This is a genomic window from Streptomyces sp. NPDC006208 (assembly GCF_040613775.1).
In the GTDB taxonomy this organism is placed as follows: Bacteria; Actinomycetota; Actinomycetes; order Streptomycetales; family Streptomycetaceae; genus Streptomyces.
In genome coordinates, this window is the sequence record NZ_JBEXSW010000001.1 from 172,710 (window position 1) to 194,298 (window position 21,589).

The following is a 21,589-nucleotide window of genomic DNA, read 5'->3' on the forward strand; positions in this document are numbered from 1 at the left end:
GGAAATGATGCGGTGCCCCAGCCGCATACGCTGGGGCGCATCACACTGGCATATGCCACGGACATTCCTACATGAAAGAGTGAGAGGTCAGAGCACCGCACCGAGAAACTCGCGGGTACGCGTCTGCTCCGGCTCGGAGAAGATTTTCTCCGGCGGACCAGATTCGATGACCTTGCCGGAGTCGAACATCAGCACCTCGTCGGAGATGTCCCGGGCGAAGTTCATCTCGTGCGTGACGCACAGCATGGTGATGTCCGTCGAACGCGCGATGTCCCGCAGGACGTCCAGCACACCGGCGACCAGCTCGGGGTCGAGCGCCGAGGTCACCTCGTCCAGCAGCAGCACCTGCGGCCGCATCGCCAGCGCGCGGGCGATCGCCACCCGCTGCTGCTGGCCGCCCGACAGCTGGGTCGGCCGGGCGTCGCAGCGGTCGCCGAGGCCGACCATCTCCAGCAGCTCCCTGGCACGCTCCTCGGCCTCGTCACGGGACAGGCCGAGGACCCGCACCGGGGCCTCGGTGATGTTGCGCAGCACGCTCATGTTGGGGAACAGGTTGAACTGCTGGAAGACCATTCCGATCTTCTTGCGCGCCTCGCGGCGCTCCTTCTCGGGCGCCGGGTGGAGCCGGTGCCCGTTGACCTGGATCGTGCCCTCGTCGGGCGACGTCAGGGTCATCAGCAGCCGCAGGATGGTGGTCTTGCCGGATCCGGACGGGCCGATCAGTGTGACGTGCTTGCCGGGCCGGACCGAGAAGCACAGGTCGTCCAGGACGGTGGTGTCGCCGAACCGCTTGGTGACGTTCTCGAAGCGGATCAGCGGGGTCTTCGTGTCAGCGGACAAGGCGGCGCTCCAGGGTTCGTACGAGCAGGGAAGCCGGACAGGCGATGAGGACGAAGGCGATGCCGACCACCGTCAGCGGCTCGGTGTACTGGAAGGTCGAGGCGCTCTCCAGCCGGGACAGCTGCAGCATCTCCAGCACGCCGATCGCGGCGAGCAGCGGAGTGTCCTTCAGCATCGCGATGACGTAGTTGCCCAGCGCGGGGGTGATCCGGCGGATCGCCTGCGGCAGGATCACCGCCAGCCAGGTGCGGTGGGCGGGCAGGCTCAGCGCGGTCGCCGCCTCCCACTGACCGGCCGGCACGGCTTCGATACCGGCCCGGTAGACCTGTGCGGTGTACGTCGAGTAGTGCAGCCCGATCGCGATCGTGCCCGTGGTCAGGGCGGAGAACTGGATGCCCCACTCGGGCAGCACGAAGTAGAAGAAGAACAGCTGCACCAGCAGCGGGGTGGTGCGGATGAACTCGGTGAACACGTGCACCGGCCACCGCACGAAGCGGGTCGGCGCGCGGAAGCCGATCGCCCACACCAGGCCGAGCGTGAACGAGATCAGCGAGCCCAGCACCAGTATCTGGAGCGTGAGCAGCACGCCTTCCCAGAAACGCGGCATGAAGTCCGCGACCGCGGACCAGTCCCAGGTCACTTGACCACCACCCCGATGTTGGCCTTGGTCCGGCGCTCCAGCGCCTTCATGGAACGGGTGATGGCGAACGCGATCACGAAGTAGATCACCAGCACGACCGTGTAGATCTGGGCGCTCTCCTGCGTGGCCAGGCGCACCAGATAGGCGGCGAACGACACGTCACCGACGCCCAGCAGCGACACCAGCGCCGTGCCCTTGAGCAGCTCGACCAGCAGATTGCAGAACGAGGGGATCATCTCCGGCACCGCCTGCGGCAGCAGGATCAGCCGCAGCCGCTGCCAGGGCGTGAAGCTCAGGGCGATGCCTGCCTCGCGCTGGGATGCGGCCACCGAGTTCAGCGCGCCGCGGACGATCTCGGCGCCGTACGCCCCGTAGGACAGGCCGAGCGCGAGGACCGCGGCCCACATCGGGACCAGCTGCCAGCCGAGCAGCGGCGGCACCACGAAGAACAGCCAGAACATCAGCACCAGGGCCGAGGTACCGCGGAAGACCTCCGTGTAGAAGCCCGCGAGGAAGCGGACCGCACGGGAGCGGTGGGTGCGGGCCGTACCCACCGCGAAGGCGACGGCGGCGGCCAGCACCGCGCTGTACACCAGCAGTTGGACGGTGATCCAGATGCCCGGAAGCACCCAGTTCTGCCAGAGTCCGGCTGTCATCGGCACAGCTCCTCGGCAGTGAGCGTGGTCATCTCCTTCTCCGTGAAGCCGAACGGCTTCAGGATGCGGAAGAGTTCGCCGCTCTTCTTCATCTTGTGGATCTCGACATTGAACGCGTCGCGCAGTTCGGTGTCGGTGGGGCGGAAGGCGAAGCCGCCGCCGTCGATCTTCTTCTCGCCGTCCACGACGGCGGCGAACGCCTCGGTCGCCTCGGCCTTCGCGCTCTTGCGGACCACCTCGCGGGTGGTCAGCGCGGTGCCGGCGAACACGTCGACGCGTCCGGACTCGACTGCGTTCAGCCCCGCGACCTGGTCCTGGAGGATGACGATGTCCTTCTCGGGGTACCCGGCGGCGACCGCGTAGTCGATCTCCGCGTAGCCGGTGCCGGTGGCGAACTTCGCCTTGGCTTTCACGACGTCCTCGTAGGTACGCAGATTCTTGGGATTGCCCTTGCGCACGATGAAGGAGTCGAGCATCTGGTACTCGGGGTCGGCGAATATGACCTGCGCGCAGCGCTCCTTGTTGATGTACATCCCGGCCGAGACGACATCGAACTGCTGCGAGTTCAGCCCGGGGATGAGCGAGGCGAAGTCGGTCGCGACCGGCTGGACATCGTCGATACCGAGCCGCTTGAAGATCACCCGGGCGAGCTCGGGGGCCTCGCCCGTGAACTCGCCCTGCTTGTCGACATAGCCGTACGGCACCTCACCCGCGATGCCGAGACGCACCGTGCCCTGCGACTTCAGCCGCGCCAGCGCATCACCGGAGGGCACCTTGCTGCAGCCCGCCGCGCCGGTCACGCCCAGCGCGCCGACGGCCGCGGTGCCGAGCAGCACGGTGCGTCTGCTCATCGATCCTCGTTGTCTTGTTCGAACCATGGGCGCGCGGCTACCCGGCCCGGCTCGGGGTATGCGTGGACAATGGCCGACCGATATCTGACCGTTGCCCTCGAGTCGCGCGGCGTCCAGTGCACCGCCCGGCTGCTCACCGACAAGGCTCCGCGCACGTGCGAGGCGGTGTGGCAGGCGCTTCCGCTCGCCGGGGGCGTCTATCACGCGAAGTACGCGAGGAACGAGATCTACGCCCTGTTCCCCGCGTTCGCCGCCGAGGAGCCGCCACTGGAGAACCCGACCGTGACCCCGATTCCGGGCGATTTGTGCTACTTCACCTTCTCGGACGTCCAGTTGGGCACGGCGTCGTACGGCTACGGCGAGGGGGCCCAGCACCAGGGGCGTTCGACCGTGGTCGACCTGGCTCTGTTCTACGAACGCAACAACCTGCTGCTGAACGGGGATGTGGGGTGGGTGCCGGGGATCGTGTGGGGGACGGTGGTGGAGGGCCTGGACGTGATGGCCGAGGCATGCCAGGACCTGTGGCGCAACGGGGCGGCGGGGGAGACGCTGAGCTTCCGGCGGGCCTGAGGTCCCCTACCCTCCCCCCTACGCCTGGCGGCGTGGGGACCCCCACTTCCCGTAGCTGGGGGCGAGCCCCCAGACCCCCCGTACGGCCTGAGGTGGGGGTACCTCCCACGCCCTGAGGGCGCGGCGGGAGTGTCCTCAAACGCCGGACGGGCTGGAAAGCAGCCTCGTGGGGGTCCCCCCGGACGGAGTCTGGGGGAGATTGAGGCGCGAGCCCCAGTCTGCGGTGGGGGTACCTCGCACTGCTGCCGGGCCGTAGGGGGACGGCAGAGAGGGGAACACGCCCGCCGCAGGCGCCCCGGTCCGACAGGCGCACGGGCTCGCAGGGCACCGGGTGTCCACCCCGCCGCCCGCGCAGCCGCGGCGCCCGCCCCGGCGACGGCGCGCACCCGGTGTCCGCCCCGTCGCCCCCGCAGCCGCGGCGCCCGCCCCGGCGAACGGCGCGTACCCGGTTCTACCCCGCCGCCCCCGGCAACCGGGGAGCCGGCACCTCCGCCGCACCCGACTCGTACAGCGCGTGCGCCGCCCTCAGTACCAGTCCGTCCGCATGCCGCGGCCCGATCAGCTGCACCCCGATCGGCAGCCCCTCCTCGTCCACACCGCACGGCACCGTCGCCGCCGGCTGCTGCGTCAGGTTGAACGGGTACGTGAACGGGGTCCACCCCGTCCAGCGGCCGAGGCCCGAGCCCGCGGGCACCTCCACCCCCGCCGAGAACGCCGTGATCGGCAGCGTAGGGGTGACCAGCAGGTCGTACGACGTGTGGAAGCGGCCCAGCCGCCGCCCCAGGTCCATCCGCGCGTCCACCGCCGCCAGATACTCCAGCGCACTGTGCCGCGCCCCCGCCTCGCAGATCTCGCGCAGCCCCGGGTCCAGCAGTTCCCGCTGCTCCGCGCCCAGATGCTGCACCAGCCGTGCCGCGCCGCTGAACCACAGCGTGTGGAACGCCTCCACCGGGTCGGCGAGATCGGGGTCGGACTCCTCGATGTGCGCGCCGAGCCCGGCCAGCGCCGTCACCGCCCCCCGGACCGCGGCCGCGACCGACGGGCGCACCGCGACCTGGCCGCCGAAGGACGCCGAGTAGCCGATCCGCAGCCCCTTCACGCCCTCGTCGAGGCCCTCGCGCACGCTGCGCGCCGCTCCCAGATGCGACCAGTCCCGCCAGTCCTCGCCGCTCATCACGTCCAGCATCAGTGCCGCGTCCGCCGCGTCCCGGGTCATCGGCCCCACATGGGAGAGCGTCCCGAACGGGCTGGAGGGGTACATCGGCACCCGCCCGTACGTCGGCTTCATCCCGAAGATCCCGCAGAACGAGGCCGGAATGCGCACCGAGCCGCCGCCGTCCGTGCCGATCGACACGGCCCCGGCCCCCAGCGCCACGGCCGCCGCGCTGCCGCCGCTCGATCCGCCCGACGTGCGGGACAGGTCGTAGGGGTTATGGGTCACCCCGTGCAGCGGCGAGTCGGTGACCCCCTTCCACCCGAACTCGGGTGTGGTCGTGCGGCCCACGAACACCGCGCCGTGCGCCCTCAGCCGGGCCACCGACGGAGCGTCCTCGTCCCAGGCGCCCTCAGCGCTGACGGTCCGGGAGCCGCGCAGGGTCGGGGTGCCGCGCTGCAGCAGGAGGTCCTTCACGGTCAGCGGCACCCCGTCCAGCAGCCCCAGCGTCTCCCTGCGGTGCCACCGGCGCGCCGACGCCTCCGCCTCTGCCAGCGCCGCCTCGGCGTCGATCCGGACGAAGGCGTTCACCAGGGGCTGCACCACCTCCGCCCGCTCCAGCGCCGCTCGCGTCGCGTCGACGGGGGAGAAGTCGCCCTGGGTGTAGCCGGCCAGCAGTTGGCGGGCGGTGAGATCAGTCAGCGGACTTGTCATGCATGGGGACGTACCCACGATTCTTGTCGACCACGTTCGGGAGCTGCTTTCCGGCCACCCACAGCTCGAAGAGCTCGACGAACTGCTCGCCGAGCCGGTCGCGCCAGCCGACCGTGTCGCCGCTCATGTGCGGCGAGACGATCAGTCCCGGTACGTCCCACAGCGGGCTGTCGGGCGTGAGCGGCTCCCGGTCGAACACGTCGAGCGCCGCTCCCGCCAGCCACCGGTTCCTGAGCGCCGCGACCAGCGCCTCCTCGACGACCAGCGGGCCGCGTCCCACATTGATGAACCGGGCCGAGGGCTGCAGCAGACCGAAGCGCCGCGCGTCGAACATGGCGCGGGTGTCGTCGGTGAGCGGCGCCGCGCACACCACCCAGTCGGCGCGGATCAGCAGCCGGTCGAGATCGGCCACGCCATGGACGCCGGGACGGGGGGTGCGGCCCACGACCGCGGTCCGTACGCCCAGTGCATCGAGGGTGCGGGCCACGGCACGCCCGATCGGGCCCGCGCCGACGACCGTCGCCCGGGTCCCGGCCACCGGCAGCCCCTCGCGGTGGCGCCAGCGCCGCTGCCGCTGCAGCTCCAGCGTGCCGGGCAGATCCTTGGCCATGGCGAGCACCAGGGCGGCCACGTACTCGGCGATCGGCTGGTCGAAGATGCCGCGGGCGTTGGTCACCACGGTGTCGGACTCCACCAGCTCGGGGCAGAGCAGCCGGTCCACACCCGCGCTCGGGGTGTGCACCCAGCGTGGCCGGGGACCCTCACCGGGCCAGGCGCGCCGCAGCGCGTCGGAAGTGAAGTCCCACATCAACAGGGCGTCCGCGTACGGCAGTCGGGCCGCGAGCGTGTCCTCGTCGGCGTACTCGACGCGGGCCCGTCCGGTCAGCCGGCCCAGTCGGGGCGGGGGGTCCGCGGCCAGTACGAGGAGGGTGGGTTCGGACATCAGGTGGGACCCGTTTCGTAGGGGGCACCTCCCGTGCCCGGCAGGGCTACGGGGGAGTCTGACATGTACGGATTGACCCACGCTCGCACCCGCACCTACCGTCGTCAACAAGACGCCAAGGGGGCCTGCGATGGATGTCTCCTTTCTCGGCGGACCACAGCCGCAGCACGGTGTCGGCGTGGTCGCCCCGTTCGATTTCGCGCTGGACCGGGAGCTGTGGCGCTGGGTGCCCGACGCGGTGTCCCTGCGCCTGACCCGTACGCCGTACGTCCCGGTCGGGGTCTCGCTCGATCTGGCCCGGATGGTCAGCGAGCACGAGACGCTGCGCGAGGCGGTGCGGGCGCTGAGCGCGTCCGAGCCCGAGGTCGTCGCGTATGCGTGTACCTCGGGCAGTTTTGTGGGCGGCCTCGCCGGGGAACGCGCGATGTGCGAGGTGATGAGCTCGGAAGGGGAGGTGCCCTCGCTGACCACCTCCGGCGCTCTGCTCGACGCACTCGACGAGCTGGGCGCCGGCCGTATCGCCCTGGTCACGCCGTACACGGAGTCGGTCACCCGGTCACTGGAGGACTATCTGGGAGAAGCTGGGGTCACGGTCACGGGCCGCGCCTTCCTCGGGCTGACCCGGCACATCTGGAAGGTGCCGTACCGGTCGGTGGTGGACATGGCGCGCCAGGCGGTCGTCGGAGCGGCGGACGCCCTGTTCATCAGCTGCACCAATCTGCCGACGTACGACGCGATTCCGCAACTGGAGGCCGAGCTGAGAATGCCCGTGCTGTCGGCCAACCAGGTGACCATGTGGGCCGCGCTGCGGACCATCGGGGTGCATGCGGTCGGCCCGTACCAGGCGCTGCTGCTCCAGCCCGATGCCGGGCCCGAGGTGCCGGACGAGGTGCCGCCCCCGGCCCCCGGCGCCCTGCCCGCACAGCCCGAAGAACAGGAAGGATGGACATGACGTCGGTCGGACTCCTCTACCCGGGGCACTCGGCAGAGGACGACTATCCACGGATCGCGGTTCTGCTCGACAGCGACATCCGGTTGCCGATCTTCCACACCGACATCGGCGTGGACGCGCACCGGGTGGACGCGCTCATGGAGATGGGTTCCCCGGCGCGGCTCGCGGCCGGGGTCGAGGAGCTGCGGCTGGCGGGAGCCGAGACCCTCATGTGGGCCTGCACCAGCGGCAGCTTCGTGCGCGGCTGGGACGGGGCGCACGAGCAGACGCGCGAGCTGGCGAAAGCGGCGGGTCTGCCGGCGTCCAGCACCTCCTTCGCCTTCGCGCACGCCGCACAGGCGCTGGGCGTCGGGCGGGTCGCCGTCGCGGCGACGTACCCGCAGGACATCACCGCGTCGTTCGCCGGCTTCCTGCGCGCGGCCGGCATCGAGGTGAGCGCGGTGCGGGCGAGCGGGATCGTCACGGCTGCCGAGGTCGGCACATGGGGGCGCGAGCAGGTGCTGGAGCTGGCGCGCGCGGGCGATCACCCGGACGCCGAGGCGGTGCTGCTGCCGGACACGGCCCTGCACACCGTGGCCCATCTGGAGGAGCTGGAGGAGGCGCTGGGCAAACCGGTGCTGACGGCGAATCAGGTGACGGTGTGGGAGGGGCTGCGGCTGGCGGACCGCCGTGTGTGGGCCGAAGGCATGGGCACGCTGTTCGCCCGCCCGGAGGACCGGGAGTGGGTCCCGGCATGAGGTCCCGGGAATAAACGGAGAGGCCCTCCTGTTGGCTGCGGACGTACGTACGACATCCCGCAGGAGGTCCCACCCGTGGACGAGATCCGAGGCGCGGCGGCCGGCACCGCCCCCGTACCCCTGTCCGTGCTCGACCTGGTCACCGTCGGCAGCGGCCGCACGGCGGCCGAAGCCCTGCGGACCAGTGTGGACATCGCCAGGCTCGCCGAGGCCCGCGGCTTCCACCGGCACTGGGTCGCCGAGCATCACTCGATGCCGGGTGTCGCCTCCTCGTCGCCGGCGGTGATCCTCGCCCATCTCGCCGCCCACACCGAGCGGATCCGGCTCGGGTCGGGCGGTGTGATGCTCCCGAACCACGCGCCCCTCGTGATCGCCGAACAGTTCGGCACGCTGGAGGCGCTCGCGCCGGGCCGTATCGACCTGGGCCTCGGCCGCGCCCCCGGCACGGACGGCGCCACGGCCGCGGCGCTGCGCCGCTCCGAGCGGCTTGCCGAAGGTGCCGACGACTTCCCGCAGCAGCTCGCCGAACTGACCCGCTTCCTGGACGACGACTTCCCGGACGGCCACCCGTACGCGCGGATCCATGCGGTCCCGGGGCCCGTGCAGGGCCCCACCCACCGTCCGCCGATCTGGCTGCTCGGCTCCTCCGGCTTCAGTGCCCGGCTGGCGGGCGTACTCGGCCTGCCCTTCGCCTTCGCCCATCACTTCTCCGCGCAGAACACGGTGCCGGCGCTCGATCTCTACCGCGAAAGCTTCCGCCCCTCGGCGGTGCTGGACGCCCCGTACGCGCTGATCGGAGTGTCCGCGCTCGCCGCGGACGACGAGAAGGAGGCCCGCCGTCAGGTGCTGACCGGCGCGCTGTCCATGCTCCGGCTGCGCAGCGGCCGGCCCGGGCTGATCCCGACGCCGCAGGAGGCGGAGGCGTATGCGTTCAGCGCGCCGGAGAGGCAGTTCGTCGAGAGCTGGCTGTCCAACATCGTGCACGGCACCGCGGACGAGGTACGTACCGGCCTGGACGACCTCCAGAAGCGCACCGGAGCCGACGAACTGATGCTCACGGCCAACGCGCACAGCGGGGACGCACGGCTGCGCAGCTACGAACTGATCGCCGACGCCTATGAATTGCCTGGTGGAGTGGTTCGTTCCTGAACCGTTCCACCGCAGCTCCTTAAAGCCGGCTTAAGCCGCTCGTCACCGATGGTGGCGAGCGGCTTTTTGTCATGGGTGCACGCCTCTGACAGGCGGTTTTTGGCTCAAATTGGTCTAGTCCTCATTTGGTGCAGACCATTGACGCGGACTTTGCGCGGCGGCTATCTCTTCTTCAACTTCCTTACTGCGCACCCCCCGGAGGCAGCACGTGCACGTCCGCAGACCCCTGATGGCCGCGCTCACCAGCGCCGCTCTCGCCGCCGGAGCGCTGGCGGCCGTCGCCGGCCTCGGCTCGGCCCAGGCGGCCGACGCCGCACCCGCCGCCGCGTCCACGGGCGGTGTGAAGATCGCCTACTACGACCAGTGGAGCGTGTACGGCAACGCCTTCTACCCCAAGCACCTCGACACCCGGGGCATCGCGGGCAAGCTCGACATCCTCAACTACTCGTTCGGCAACATCCATCCGACCGACCTGACCTGCTTCGAGGCGAACAAGGCGGCGGGTGACGACAACAACCCCAACGCCGGTGACGGCGCGGGAGATTCGTACGCCGACTACCAGAAGTCCTTCACCGCGGCGGACAGTGTGGACGGCGTCGCCGACACCTGGAACCAGCCGATCGTCGGCGTCATGAACCAGTTCAAGGAGCTGAAGGCCGAGTACCCGAAGCTGAAGATCAACATCTCGCTCGGCGGCTGGACCTACTCCAAGTACTTCCACGACGCGGCCAAGACCGACGCGAGCCGCAAGAAGTTCGTGGCTTCCTGCGTCAAGCAGTACATCCAGGGCGACCTGCCCGTCGAGGGCGGCTTCGGCGGTCCGGGCACCGCGGCCGGCATCTTCGACGGCATCGACATCGACTGGGAGTACCCGGGCTCGTCCGGCGGCCACCTCGGCAACCACTACGGACCCGAGGACAAGCAGAACTTCACGCTGCTGCTGGCCGAGTTCCGCAAGCAGCTCGACGAGTACGGGGCCGCCCACGGCGGCAAGAAGTACCTGCTGACGGCGGCTCTCCCGGCCGGCCAGGACAAGATCAAGTACATCGAGACCGACAAGATCGGTGCATACCTCGACTACGCGAACATCATGACGTACGACATGCACGGCGCCTGGGACGGCGACGGGCCCGCGTACCACCAGTCCCCCCTGTACTCCCCGGCCTCGGACCCGACCGACCCCATCGCGCCGGGCACCGAGAAGTACAGCATCGACAACGCCATCGACTCCTGGATCGACGGCAAGCCGGCCTACGGCATCGCCGGCGGCTTCCCCGCGAACAAGCTGACGCTCGGTTACGAGTTCTACTACCGCGGCTGGAAGGGCGTCCCGGCGGGCACGCAGAACGGCCTCGGCAGCAGCGCCACCGGCGCGTCCACCGCGCGGCCGGTCAGCCAGCAGGCGGGCATCGCCAACTACAAGGAGCTCGGCGGCATCGTCGACAACCCGGCGACCACGTTCTGGGACGACCAGGCCAAGGCCGCCTACTTCTACAAGGACGGCGAGTTCTTCACCGGCCTCGACAAGCGGTCGATCCAGGCCCGCGCGGACTACGCCCACCAGCGCGGCCTGGCCGGCGCGATGATGTACTCGCTGCTCGGGCTCGACGCCAACACCACGCTGCTGAACGACATCGTGGCCGCGGTCGGCTCCTCCCCGGCGGACCCCGGCCCGACCCCGTCGCCGTCCGACCCGACACCGACCCCGTCGCCCTCGAGCTCCGGCCCGGCGCCGACCCCCTCGCCGTCCACCCCGGCCGGCTGCTCGTCGGCGGCCTGGTCCGCCTCCGCCACCTACACAGGCGGCAACCAGGTCTCGCACAAGGGCCACCTGTGGAAGGCCAAGTGGTGGACCCAGGGCGAGGAGCCGGGCACCACGGGCGAGTGGGGCGTCTGGCAGGACCTCGGCGCCTGCTGACCCGCTGAGCCTCCGTCCCGCCGACCCCCAGGTCCCCCACGGTCCGCCGCCCCCGCCGGAAGTCCCTGCCGGCGGGGGCGGTCGGGCCGGCGGCCCGGTGGTGGCCGCCGCCGGCCGGTGCTCAGTGCGAGGTCGCCGCGTGGATCGCCTGCGGGCCCGCGCCCAGCATCTCCCCGATGCGCTCGGGGGACACCGCCCGTGAGTACAGCCAGCCCTGGCCCGTGTCACAGCCGATGCTGCGCAGCCTCGAGGCCTGACCCGAGGTCTCCACGCACTCCGCGGTGACCGTGAGGCCCAGCCGGTGCGCCAGGTCCACCAGCGCCTCGACGATGGTCTCGTCGGCGGGGTTGGCGTGCGCCTCGTCCTGGAAGCCGCGGACAAACGTTCCGTCGAGCTTCAGTACGGATACCGGAAGCCGGCTCAGATAGGCGAGGTTCGAGTACCCGGTCCCGAAGTCGTCGATCGCGATGTGCACGCCCATGTCGCTGAGCGCCTGCAGGGCCTGCAGCGGCCGGCCGGCCGACCCCATCACAGCGGACTCGGTGAGCTCCAACTGCAGCAGATACGGCGGCAGTCCCGTCTCGGCCAGGATCTCCGCGACATCCGCGACCAGGTCCGAGTCCCATACCTGCCGTACGGCGACATTGACACTGACGAACAGCGGGGGCACGTCCGGGTGGTCCAGCTGCCACTGACGCGCCTGGCGGCACGCGGTGCGCAGCACCCACTGTCCGAGCTGGACGATCGAGCCGTCCTCCTCGGCGATCGCGACGAACCGATTCGGCGTGAGCGTGCCGAACTGCGGGTGATTCCAGCGGACCAGCGCCTCCACACCGCGCGTGACTCCGTCCGCGAGCCCCACCAGAGGCTGGTACTGCAGCTCGAACTCCCCGCGCTCGACGGCCGGCCGGAGCGTGGACGAGAGCGCCTGACGGGTCATGCGGTGCGCGTTGCGCTCGGGGTCGAAGAGGGTCCAGCGGGCCTTGCCGTCCTCCTTCGCCCAGTACAGCGTCGTGTCCGCGGCCTGCATCAGCCCCGTCGCGCTGGTCCCCGCCACCGCGCGTTCCACCACGCCGATCGACGCCGAGACCGAGAGCCGCTGCCCGGACAGGTCGAACGGCTCCTGGAGCGCGGCCAGTACGGACCGGGCGAGATCGGCGAGCTGCTCCGTGCCGGTGGAGTCCTCGACCAGGATCGCGAACTCGTCGCCGCCGAGCCTGGCCACCAGATGACCGCCGCTGCGCCCGGAGCGGCTGCCCTCGGCGCAGGCGGCCAGCCGTGCCGCCACCTCGGCCAGCAGCCGGTCGCCGACCCGGTGGCCCAGGGTGTCGTTGACCGCCTTGAAACCGTCCAGGTCCAGGTAGCACAGCCCGATCCGGCCGGTGGAGCCCTGCTCGTACGCCGAGGACTCCAGCGCGGACGACAGCCGTTCGAAGAACAGCGTGCGATTGGGCAGCCGGGTCACCGGGTCGTGCATCTGCAGGTGACGCAGTCTCGCCTGCAGTTGTCTGCGGTCGCTGATGTCCGTGACGGCCAGCAGCACACTGCCGCCCTCCGCGACGGGGGTGACGCTGACCTCGGCCCACAGGGCCCGCCCGTCGGGGTGTTTGAGACGACGGGTGCAGCGGAAGCGGGAGCGGCTTCCGTGCAGCACTTCGCGGTACGCGTGCCAGGTGCGGGCGTCGGACGCGAGGTCGATGAGATCGGCCGCGTGCTGCCGGTGCAGCTCGGCCCGTTCCGTGCCCAGCAACACGGCGAGCGCGTCGTTGGCGCTCACGACGACGCCCTCGTGGTCGATGACGGCCATCGCCAGCTGGGCCGCGTTGAACGCGGCCCGGTAGTCGCAGAGTTCGGCGGAGGTCAGGCCAGTGCCGTGACGCTCCGTGACCGACGGTCGGGCCCGGCGGGAGACTGCGACGCCCGCGGGCCCTGGTCCTTCGGAGGTTCCGCTCACCGCTCACTCCCGCAGTGCAGTTGTGTCGAACAGGGTCGTACAGATGTGGTCGGCCGATGGCCGACCCACACAGTCGGCGAAGAAATCCGGGAAGAACTCGGGGAAAGTGTGCCGATCATAGAGGCTGCCGCCGGAGCCCTTCCAGCTTCGCCGTCGTGGGACGGGCCACTCGGGGTCGCTCATGACCAACGGCCGATCGTTTCTGCGCGGGTGTGAACCGGGGTCGACACCGTTCTGACCGAATGTGACGTTCAGTGAGCCATCGGAGTGTCGGCGCATACCGGCTCGGTCTCGGGGTGGTGTCGGGCCGGTCACCCGGGTGGTGCAGCGCAGCAGGGCGTACCGCCATAAACCGGCACAGGGTGGTTGTGGTGTCCCGCATTCCCCAGCCGGAGGTCCATGTGGAGGGTCAGCAGCCGCCCGAGGGAACACCCGGGAGAGTGGAACGAGTGCGTCTGCGCAGTGCCGCAGCCGCACTCACCTCTCTCATGGCGTTCACCGCGACCTCCCTCGTCGCGGGCCCCGCGGTGGCCGACGCGACGGCCGGGCCCTGCGCGCTGCCCCGCACCTCTGCCCACCACTCCCTCGGCCTGGACACCTGGAACGGCTCCTACACCCGGCCGGACGCCACCCTCGACGCGGTGATGATCTTCCTGTCGTTCCCGGACTCCGTGCCGCTGAGCACGCCCGACGAGCTCGTCGGCGACCACTTCCCGGCCACCAGCGACTTCTTCCGGCGCGCTTCGTACGGCCGGTCCCAGCTGCGCGTGCACCCGCTCGGCGCGTGGCTGGAGATGCCTGAGTCGTCGACCGCGTACGGGATACAGCGGGACTGGGACCCCGGGCGGCGCGGCACCTATCTGCACGACGCCGTCACCGCCGCCGACCCGACGGTCGACTTCTCGGTGTACGACATCGTCTATCTGGTCGCCGACCCGGACGCGCCCGGCGTCGACTCCGACGCCACCAAGGTCGTCAACTTCGACCGGCCGATGAAGGCCGACGGCACCGACATCAAGCGGGTCGTCACGGTCTTCGAACGCCACCCGCCGGACCGGAACGTGCTCGCCCACGAGACCGGGCACGTCTTCGACCTGCCGGACCTCTACCACCGGCCCATGGACGGCAAGGGCGACTGGGACACCTACGTCGGCGACTGGGATGTGATGGGCAGCCAGTTCGGCCTGGCACCGGACCTGTTCGGCTGGCACAAGTGGAAGCTCGGCTGGCTCGGCGGCGACGAGGTGCGCTGCATCACCGGCGGGGGGCACGGCGGGAAGCTGGTCACCCTGGAGCCGCTGGCGGCCGCGCCCGTGCGCGGCACCAGTCTCGGTACGCGGCTCGTGGTCGTCCGGACCGGTGAGAGCACCGCCCTCGCCATCGAGGCGCGCGGCGCCACCGGCAACGACCAGGACACCTGCACCGAGGGCATTCTGCTCTACCGCGTCCAGGCCGAGGCAGGCTCGGGCGGCGGTCCGATCGAGGTGATCGACACCCATCCGGAGTCCGACGCGTGCTGGGACGAGTCGGTCTACCCGGCGCTCGCGGACGCGCCGCTGCGGGTGGGGGAGACGTACACGATGCCGGGGGAGCCGGGTGGTCGGATCCAGGTGGAGGTCGTGGACCGGGCGGGTACCGGCGCGTGGACGATCAAGATCGCGATGGCGTAGAGACGCCATCGCGCGGACACGCGGTGGCGTGGACATGCGAGTGCGCGGACATGCGAGTGCGCGGACATGCGAAAAGGCCCCTCGCTCGCGCGAGAGGCCTTTTCCGTCTGTGCGCCGCCAGGGACTCGAACCCCGGACCCGCTGATTAAGAGTCAGCTGCTCTAACCAACTGAGCTAGCGGCGCCTGCTGACGTCGTAGACCTTAGCACCCTGATCGGCGGGAGGAAAAATCGATATGCGGACACTGCTGGAGGAGCCTGTGCGGGCGGCCCGCACGCACGCCCACAGCAGCACATCGGGCCCCGGCAGCCAGGGGTGCCGGGTGTCCGGGGCCACCACCCAGCGCGGCCCGGAACCCGCGCCCTCGCCGGTGGCAGGGGTCAGCGGCGGGATCGTGACGGCGTCCCCGGTGCCGTGGCACAGCAGCGGTGGCACGGCGTCCCCCCACTCCTCCCAGTCGAGCAGGGACGGCAGCCGCTGGGCGGTGCCGGGCGAGGCGAACAGCATCATGCGGCCGCGGTGCATCGCCACCGGCCCCGATCCGGGCCCCTCGGACCACAGCTGGTCGAGCATCCGGCGGCCGAAGATGTCGGGCACGTTCACGACGTCGAAGGCGGTGCCGCAGGGGAGCACCGCGGGGGAGGTGGGGGTGGTCTCCCACAGGGCCAGGGCGGAGCGGGGATACGCCTCCGAGGAGACGAGCCAGCCGGCTCCGGGTGCGGTGACCTCGGCCGCGTGATGACAGCTCTCCTCGCGCAGCAGGGCGAAGATGTCCGTCCGAGTCCGACGCTCCGGCTCGGAGGTGGTCAGCAGGGTTTCGTCCAGCCATGCGCTCATGTCGACAACATCTACCCGGAGTAACCATTTGGTTTCCCCGGGTTGGACGAAACGAGGACAGGTCGGGCTTCGGGGGAGTATCTTGTCCCGTCATATGCCATGGGGGAGTGGTCCTGACCATTGACGGTGGCCGGTCGGACCGCGGTCCACAGCTGCACCCGGATCAGTCTCGGATCTGATCCGGACCTGGTCCGGTCCTGTTCCGGAACCACAGCCGGACCGGCTACGAGGGAGCGGTCGAGCTACGAGGGTGCGGTGCCGCGCAGCAGATCGCGGCCGAACTCGATCATTTTCTTGGCGTAGTCCTCGGACCAGCCCGCCCGCTCGCCGATGTCCTGTGGCGTCAGCCGGTCGAAGCGGCGCGGGTCCGCGAGCTGGGCGGCCGCGATCGCCTGGTACTCCACCGCCCGGTCCGTCGCCGCACGGAACGCCAGCGTCAGTTCCGTGGCCCTGGACAGGAGCTCCCGGGGGTCCTCGATCGACTCCAGGTCGAAGAAGTGCTCAGGGTCGGCGGCAGCCTCCGACGGCTCGAACAGGAGCGGGGACGGCCGCAGCCTGCGCTCGGTCCGCTCGGGTTCCGCCATGTCCGTTCCTCCTCGCACCGTGGCCCGCGCTCCGGGGGCCGCCATCCATTGTCCCGCGCCTCGCAAGAGGGCCTCGCTGCCGGGGCCGTCCGGCGCATGAACCAGCCGCCCGGGCACCTTACGGTGCCCGGGCGGCTGTCAGCACGGATGTGTGGGATGCGTTACGCCGAACCGGTCACCAGGTGCCGGGTTCGGCGTGCCAGGACCGCTGCGGGTTCTCGAATCCGCCGTCTGCCCGGCCCGGGAAGGTGAAGGCCCGGGTGGCGCCGGTGGCGTAGTTGTACATGACCAGGACATCCGCCCGGCCGTCGCCGTCCGCATCCCCGGTGACCGGAGTGCCGGAACTGCTCGCGAACCAGCCGCCCGGCTGGGACTTCCAGCTCGTCAGCGGAGCGCCGAAGCCGCCGTCCACCTTCGCGAGGAAGGTGTTCATCGAGGTCACGCCGTCGTCGTACCGGTACATCACCGCAGCGTCGGCGCGCTTGTCGCCGTTGTAGTCGCCGCTCGTGAGCTCGATCCGGTCCCGCTCCCAGGCGCCGGCGGCCGCGCTCCACGACTTGAACGGCTTGTCGAGGGTGCCGTCGGCCTTGGCGAGGAACGTCCACAGGGCCGCTTCCCCGTTGGCGTAGCCGTAGAAGGCGATCAGATCGTCGCGGCCGTCGCCGTTGGAGTCACCCATCGTGTACCGGGCGTTCGTCGCCCACCAGTTGCCCTCGCCGGACATCCAGCCGCGGACGGGGTCGTCGAAACCGCCGTCGGCCCTGGCGAGGAACTTGTGGGTGCCCGTGAGGCCGTCGGAGTAGTCGTAGACGGCCGTCAGGTCGTCCTTCTTGTCGCCGTTGAGATCACCGGCCTGGATCGAGACGACCCGGTCCATGGACCAGGTGCCCTTGGGCAGCGCGGCGCTCTTGAGCGGCTTGAAGCCACCGTCCTTCTGGGCGATGAAGGACCACATGGCCACGGAGCCGTCCGCGTACCCGTAGAAGGCGGCGACGTCGGCGAGCCCGTCGCCGTTGAAGTCGCCCGAGGTCCACTTGGCCCGGCCGGCGTCGAAGCTGCCCCGTCCACTGGTCCACTCCTCCTTCGGCGGGCGGACCCCGCCGTCGGTGTCCGCGGTGAGGACATGGATGCCCGTCGAGGCGTTCCCGTAGTTGTAGACGGTGATCATGTCGGTGCGGCCGTCGCCGTTGTAGTCGCCGGCGAGGTCGGTGCGCAGGTGGGCCGTCCGGTCGTCGGGCTTGTGCTCGACGGTGGTGCCGCTGGTGCGGTTCCAGCGGATGTAGCCGTGCTGGAAGTCCGCGCGGACACCGCCGGTGACCTCGTACTCGTCGGAGGTGGGGAAGCCCAGGGCACTGTTCTCGTACTTGAGCGAGGCCCACTTGTCGTAGATACCGCCCCGCACATGCCAGGCACCGGTGGAGCTGGTCCAGAAGATCGCGGAGCTGTCCTCGGTCTCGTTGCGGAACCGGAACTTCTGGAAGCGGCCGGGGTTGGGGTTGGTGGGCCGCTCGTCGGTGGTCGGGTAGCCGAGGACGGCCGGACCGCCGAGCGCGCGGTACTTCGCGTAGATGCCGCCGATCATGGCGAACGATCCGGTTTCGCGGGAGTAGTAGATGGCTCCCGCACGGCCGGTCTTGCTGAAGGTCTGGTACCAGCCCACACCGTCACTGGTGTGCCGCTCGTCCGAGGTCGGATAGCCGAGAATGCCGCCCTCACGCGCGATCGCCGTCCACTTGACCCACAGCGATCCGGCGACCGACCAGGCACCGGTGTCCGGGCTCCAGTAGATCGAACGGTTGTCGGCCGAGGAACCGGGCGCGCGGAAGTGGGTGTAGCGACCGTTCTTGTCGGGGGCCGTCACGACGTCCGTGCTGGGATAGCCCCACTTGGCCGGCCCGCCGAGGGCCTTGTACTTGGCCAGGATCGGCCCGCACAGGCTGCGCTTGCCGGTGTCCTTCGACTCGAAGGTCTCGCAGGTGCCCCAGGGGGTGCCGGCGGTGACGAGCGGGCGGGCGGCACCGAAGGCGGAACCGTCCTTGAGCGCCTGGCCGGGGAACTCGACGGTGCTGCCCTCGGCGTTGCGCGCCCAGAGGTCCGCGAAGCCGTCCTTCTCGAAGTCGCCGTTGGTGGACAGGTGCGGGTAGGCCGCGGCCGTGAAGCCGGAGCCGATGGACGTCGAGCGCACCGAGGCGTCGGCGTACACGGTCAGGTCGGCGAACGTGACGTCGCCGTCGACCGGGTTCTTGCGGCTGGTGTACTGGTGGATCTTGCCGGACTTGGTGTCCCGGGCCCACAGCTCGGGCAGGCCGTCCTTGTTGAGGTCGCCGGGCGCGAGCATGGTCATGTTCTGCCAGTCGGCGTTGCCCAGCGAGACGGGCGCGACCTCGTCGAGCAGCGGGCTGCCCTGGTAGCCGAGGTAGAGCCACAGCTCACCGCCGGTCTTGACGAGTAGGTCGGGGGTGTCGTTGTCGTCGACCTTGCCGTCGCCGTTGTCGTCGCTGACGCTGCCGATGGAGAGCACCTGATCGGCGTTGCGCCAGTGGTTGTCCTCCTCGGAGGCGACGCCCAGCTCCCAGCGCTCGGTGTCCTCGCCGCCGAGCTCGCCATCGCCGCGGTTGCCGTAGACCCACAGCTCCTTGAGCATCGGGTCCTCCTGGCCGGGGCGCAGGGCGACGAGGTCCTCGTAGTAGTCCTCGTTCCAGCTGCCGCGGTGGGTGAGGACGCTGTTCGGGAAGGACGCCTCGTCGGCCTGCCGTCCCACGCCGAACTTGCCGTTGCCCTGACCCGGGTGGATCCACAGCGCGTTGCTGCCCGGATCGACGGTCCACAGGTCGACGGTGGTGTCGCCGTTGAGGTCACCGGGCTTGTCCCGCTCCGGTGCCCGGGTCGGGTAGAAGAGGTAGGTCCTGAGGTCCGAGCGGTTGCCGGCGGCGTCGAGGCTGCGGACGTACATGAACTGGGGACCTGCGTTCAGCGGCTTGTAGGTCACCGGCTCCTTCGCGGGGCCACCGGGCCTGGTGGCGTCCACGAAGTGCTCCTTGGTGTCCGAGTCGGTCCACCACACATAGCGCGTGACGTCGGTGACGCCGCCCGCCGTGAACATGAACTTGCCGTCCGTACGGGCCGGGTTGCCGTCCTTCTCGGCCGGGAACTCGTCCGAGGTGACGCCCGGCAGCTTCGACGGCCGCGTCTTGTCGAGGGTGAAGGAGCACTTGCTGCCCCACGGGCCGCTGCCCGCCCCGTCGTGGACCCTGACGTTCCACCAGTAGGTGCCGGAATTCAGCGTCTTGGCATCGATACGGAGGCTGGCGACCGTGCCGCGGCTGAAGTCACGCCTCGCCTTGACCGGTGTGTCGTCCCCGGCCGGGGCGTAGTTGAACTCCACCGAGAGGTTCTTGTCCTCGGCATCGTTGACCTTTGCACGCAGCGTGACGTAGTCCGTGGTGCCGAAGGTGCCGCCCGTGCAGGGGACGGACGGGTCGGTGGACTGGTCCTTCGGCCTGTCCGGGAGGGTGTTCAGATACGTCGAGACCCGCACCGAGTTGGGGTCGAACTTCCGCCAGGAAGTGTCGACCGCGCTGCTCTTGGAAGTCAGCACGAAGGCCCAGGAACCCCATTTCCCCTTGGCGGCCTTGCTGATCGCGGACGTCACGTCGAACTCGACGAGACCGGCGCTGTCGGCAGGGCAGTTGCGGCCGCCGAAGGACTCGCCCGAGGAGTCGACGACGCTGCCCCAACTGGGCTGCTTGTTCCAAGTGATGTTCGTGGGAAGGGATTTGCCGATGTCGCGAACGAGAAGCTCACCCGACTTGCACGACCACGAACCGGCGTGGGTCTGCTTGATGCGCAGCGTCGATTTGATGATCTGCTTGCCCCACACATTGCCCGTGGCGACACGGAAATACGTGTGGGCGCGTACGGTTCCGCCGCGCTGGGTGTCCTCGGCCACACCGACCCGGGCGAAATCGGAGATCGTTCCGCCGTTCCAGTAGACCGTGTCGTCGGAGCTGGGGTACGCGCTGTGCTTGTACGCGATCGACCAGGCGTTCTTCCAGGCGTCCTTGGCCCACATCGGGTCGATGACGACGGGGAAGACGGTGTCCTGGCCTCGCAGCAGCTCTTTGTCCGGCCGCAGGGTGAGCGTCCGGTCCGTCAGACCGACGCCGATCGCGGCCTGACGGGAGCCCTCCGTCGCGCCGCCGAGCGTTTCGGCGAGCGGACGGGGGTCGGCGTCCCCTGCGGCGGCCGATCGTGCCGACCGGACCTTGCTCGAGGTCTTCGCTGCCTTCGCCGCGCCGGCGACGGGACGCACGTCCTCGGATCCCGCCGAGTCCCACATCCGCGGCTGCGGAGCCGAGAAGACGGCCGTGCCGGTGGGGTCGAGGGCCTGGAGCTCGCCGTTCTCACCCGTCTTCACGTCGAGCCCCTTCTGCCCGATGCCGAAGGTGATGTTCTCGAGCGCGGGGTTCTTCGCGGCCTCCGCGTTCTTCACCACCAAGGCGTGGGAGAAGGAGTCCACATCGGCCTTGGCGGTCAGGTCGACGCCGGGAAGCACGTTCGTGTACGTCGCCGTGTCGCCGGAGACGTTCGGCTCGGGGAGCTTGCCCGGCCAGGACAGGGACAGCTCACGGCCGTCCTTGACCATCGTGGCGAAGGCCCCGTCGCCGCCGCCGGAGAACGAGACGGACATTCCGGTTGCCTTGGGCGCCACCCGTCCGTCCTCCCGGACGGAAAGGCGCGGATCGACGGATACCAGATTTCCGCTCTGTCGTACCCGGACCGGAATGAGCGCCCGGTCCACGGTGAATGTTCCGTCCGGATTGGCGAACACCTCGTCGGTCTCGGTCCGCCGGGAAACAATTTCGACGCGCTTTCCGGTCTCGGCGGCCTTCTTTGCGGCCAGATCGCTTTCCGTGCGCTGCTTTTCTGCAAGGCTATGTGAGGAATCGGGCCGGTTTGCTGATCCGGTCCGATCCGCAGCGGCGGCGTCAAAAGATGGAAGGGTCACCATTCCTGCGGAGAGGGCGATCAGCAGGGCAGCCGATATCGCTCTTCTCCCGGTCCCCCCGGGGCCGTTGACGACCCCTCTCGGTGTACTGCTCATATGGATTCTTTCCCGCCCGTTTCTTTACGTGCAGTGGTCAATAGGCGCAGGGCGGCGCACGAACATGTCGGAGCGGAGCATTCCGCTTTTCCCCCGGATCGCGCCCCGTCGCTCAGTGTGACGAATGGCGAGCGCGCACCCCCTCCGTGCTTTCTAGCAGGCCCGACCGGACGAACGCGACCCCGCCCCATAACAGGTGGCCTCGTCGGAAAGTGTGGGAACCCGGTGGTAACTTTGTAACGACTGTTTTTGATTTACGGGGGATGGAGTGGGGAAATCTCTATGCCAAAACGGGGTGGGCACACCTATGTCCACAG

At 69.9% G+C, this 21,589-nt stretch carries 16 protein-coding genes and 1 tRNA gene; 6 read left to right on the plus strand and 11 right to left on the minus strand.

Going from position 1 to position 21,589, the window contains the following annotated elements:
• Window positions 1-87 precede the first annotated feature (87 nt).
• From ehuA to ehuB, 4 genes are read right to left on the minus strand one after another with little or no spacing between them, the layout of a single operon-like run.
• Window positions 88-840: an ectoine/hydroxyectoine ABC transporter ATP-binding protein EhuA gene (gene ehuA, locus ABZ208_RS00845; RefSeq protein ID WP_328400271.1), complete on the minus strand. Its 753-nt coding sequence runs from the start codon at window positions 838-840 to the stop codon at window positions 88-90.
• Window positions 830-1,480 carry an ectoine/hydroxyectoine ABC transporter permease subunit EhuD gene (gene ehuD, locus ABZ208_RS00850; protein WP_328400273.1) on the minus strand — a complete coding sequence of 217 codons (651 nt, stop codon included), beginning with the start codon at window positions 1,478-1,480 and terminating at the stop codon, window positions 830-832. Before ehuD ends, ehuA begins: the two co-directional genes overlap by 11 nt.
• Window positions 1,477-2,136, minus strand: a complete 660-nt coding sequence (gene ehuC / locus ABZ208_RS00855) for an ectoine/hydroxyectoine ABC transporter permease subunit EhuC (RefSeq protein WP_356907415.1) — start codon at window positions 2,134-2,136, stop codon at window positions 1,477-1,479. The genes ehuD and ehuC overlap by 4 nt, the downstream gene beginning before the upstream one ends.
• A complete protein-coding gene (gene ehuB / locus ABZ208_RS00860) occupies window positions 2,133-2,987 on the minus strand; it encodes an ectoine/hydroxyectoine ABC transporter substrate-binding protein EhuB (protein WP_356907416.1) in 855 nt (284 codons plus the stop codon). The genes ehuC and ehuB overlap by 4 nt, the downstream gene beginning before the upstream one ends.
• A 69-nt stretch (window positions 2,988-3,056) precedes the next feature.
• Here ehuB and ABZ208_RS00865 point away from each other — a divergent pair, with 69 nt between their 5' ends.
• Window positions 3,057-3,557, plus strand: coding sequence for a DUF3830 family protein (locus tag ABZ208_RS00865; RefSeq protein WP_356907417.1), 501 nt, complete (start codon window positions 3,057-3,059; stop codon window positions 3,555-3,557).
• 451 nt (window positions 3,558-4,008) lie between these two features.
• Here the strand turns inward: ABZ208_RS00865 and ABZ208_RS00870 are convergent, their stop codons facing one another.
• Both ABZ208_RS00870 and ABZ208_RS00875 read right to left on the minus strand, forming a co-directional pair.
• Window positions 4,009-5,424: an amidase gene (locus ABZ208_RS00870; protein ID WP_356907418.1), complete on the minus strand. Its 1,416-nt coding sequence runs from the start codon at window positions 5,422-5,424 to the stop codon at window positions 4,009-4,011.
• A complete protein-coding gene (locus tag ABZ208_RS00875; RefSeq protein ID WP_356907419.1) occupies window positions 5,405-6,367 on the minus strand; it encodes a D-2-hydroxyacid dehydrogenase in 963 nt (320 codons plus the stop codon). Before ABZ208_RS00875 ends, ABZ208_RS00870 begins: the two co-directional genes overlap by 20 nt.
• Window positions 6,368-6,497: 130 nt before the next feature.
• Here ABZ208_RS00875 and ABZ208_RS00880 point away from each other — a divergent pair, with 130 nt between their 5' ends.
• The 4 genes from ABZ208_RS00880 to ABZ208_RS00895 all read left to right on the plus strand — a co-directional run bounded on the left by ABZ208_RS00880 (window position 6,498) and on the right by ABZ208_RS00895 (window position 11,123).
• Window positions 6,498-7,319 carry a decarboxylase gene (locus ABZ208_RS00880; RefSeq protein ID WP_356907420.1) on the plus strand — a complete coding sequence of 274 codons (822 nt, stop codon included), beginning with the start codon at window positions 6,498-6,500 and terminating at the stop codon, window positions 7,317-7,319.
• Window positions 7,316-8,056 carry a decarboxylase gene (locus tag ABZ208_RS00885; protein WP_356907421.1) on the plus strand — a complete coding sequence of 247 codons (741 nt, stop codon included), beginning with the start codon at window positions 7,316-7,318 and terminating at the stop codon, window positions 8,054-8,056. The genes ABZ208_RS00880 and ABZ208_RS00885 overlap by 4 nt, the downstream gene beginning before the upstream one ends.
• 75 nt (window positions 8,057-8,131) lie before the next feature.
• Window positions 8,132-9,205, plus strand: coding sequence for an LLM class flavin-dependent oxidoreductase (locus tag ABZ208_RS00890; RefSeq protein WP_356907422.1), 1,074 nt, complete (start codon window positions 8,132-8,134; stop codon window positions 9,203-9,205).
• A 208-nt stretch (window positions 9,206-9,413) separates the two neighbouring features.
• A complete protein-coding gene (locus tag ABZ208_RS00895) occupies window positions 9,414-11,123 on the plus strand; it encodes a glycosyl hydrolase family 18 protein (protein WP_356907423.1) in 1,710 nt (569 codons plus the stop codon).
• A gap of 121 nt (window positions 11,124-11,244) precedes the next feature.
• Here the strand turns inward: ABZ208_RS00895 and ABZ208_RS00900 are convergent, their stop codons facing one another.
• The gene (locus ABZ208_RS00900; RefSeq protein ID WP_356907424.1) at window positions 11,245-13,077 is read right to left on the minus strand and encodes an EAL domain-containing protein; all 1,833 of its coding nucleotides are present in this window, start codon (window positions 13,075-13,077) and stop codon (window positions 11,245-11,247) included.
• A 440-nt stretch (window positions 13,078-13,517) separates the two neighbouring features.
• Here ABZ208_RS00900 and ABZ208_RS00905 point away from each other — a divergent pair, with 440 nt between their 5' ends.
• Entirely contained in the window at window positions 13,518-14,747 is a 1,230-nt protein-coding gene (locus ABZ208_RS00905) for a M6 family metalloprotease domain-containing protein (protein ID WP_356907425.1), read from the plus strand.
• 110 nt (window positions 14,748-14,857) lie between these two features.
• On the opposite strand, the gene ABZ208_RS00910 is transcribed toward ABZ208_RS00905, so the two are convergent.
• From ABZ208_RS00910 to ABZ208_RS00925, 4 genes are all read right to left on the minus strand, one after another.
• Window positions 14,858-14,931, minus strand: a tRNA-Lys gene (locus ABZ208_RS00910).
• On the minus strand, window positions 14,922-15,584 hold the full coding sequence (locus tag ABZ208_RS00915; RefSeq protein ID WP_356907426.1) for a hypothetical protein: 663 nt from the start codon (window positions 15,582-15,584) through the stop codon (window positions 14,922-14,924). Before ABZ208_RS00915 ends, ABZ208_RS00910 begins: the two co-directional genes overlap by 10 nt.
• Before the next feature lie 242 nt (window positions 15,585-15,826).
• Window positions 15,827-16,168 (minus strand): hypothetical protein, encoded by a 342-nt coding sequence (locus ABZ208_RS00920; RefSeq protein WP_328400294.1) that lies wholly within the window; start codon window positions 16,166-16,168, stop codon window positions 15,827-15,829.
• A gap of 175 nt (window positions 16,169-16,343) precedes the next feature.
• On the minus strand, window positions 16,344-20,879 hold the full coding sequence (locus tag ABZ208_RS00925) for an FG-GAP-like repeat-containing protein (protein ID WP_356907427.1): 4,536 nt from the start codon (window positions 20,877-20,879) through the stop codon (window positions 16,344-16,346).
• Window positions 20,880-21,589 lie beyond the last annotated feature (710 nt).

Coding starts and splice junctions, on each gene's coding strand:
- ABZ208_RS00875 (WP_356907419.1), bottom strand. CDS start 6,367: ATGTCCGAACCCACCCTCCTCGTACTGGCCGCGGACCCCCCGCCCCGA.
- ABZ208_RS00915 (WP_356907426.1), bottom strand. CDS start 15,584: ATGAGCGCATGGCTGGACGAAACCCTGCTGACCACCTCCGAGCCGGAG.
- ehuB (WP_356907416.1), bottom strand. CDS start 2,987: ATGAGCAGACGCACCGTGCTGCTCGGCACCGCGGCCGTCGGCGCGCTG.
- ABZ208_RS00920 (WP_328400294.1), bottom strand. CDS start 16,168: ATGGCGGAACCCGAGCGGACCGAGCGCAGGCTGCGGCCGTCCCCGCTC.
- ABZ208_RS00870 (WP_356907418.1), bottom strand. CDS start 5,424: ATGACAAGTCCGCTGACTGATCTCACCGCCCGCCAACTGCTGGCCGGC.
- ABZ208_RS00885 (WP_356907421.1), top strand. CDS start 7,316: ATGACGTCGGTCGGACTCCTCTACCCGGGGCACTCGGCAGAGGACGAC.
- ABZ208_RS00880 (WP_356907420.1), top strand. CDS start 6,498: ATGGATGTCTCCTTTCTCGGCGGACCACAGCCGCAGCACGGTGTCGGC.
- ABZ208_RS00865 (WP_356907417.1), top strand. CDS start 3,057: ATGGCCGACCGATATCTGACCGTTGCCCTCGAGTCGCGCGGCGTCCAG.
- ehuC (WP_356907415.1), bottom strand. CDS start 2,136: ATGACAGCCGGACTCTGGCAGAACTGGGTGCTTCCGGGCATCTGGATC.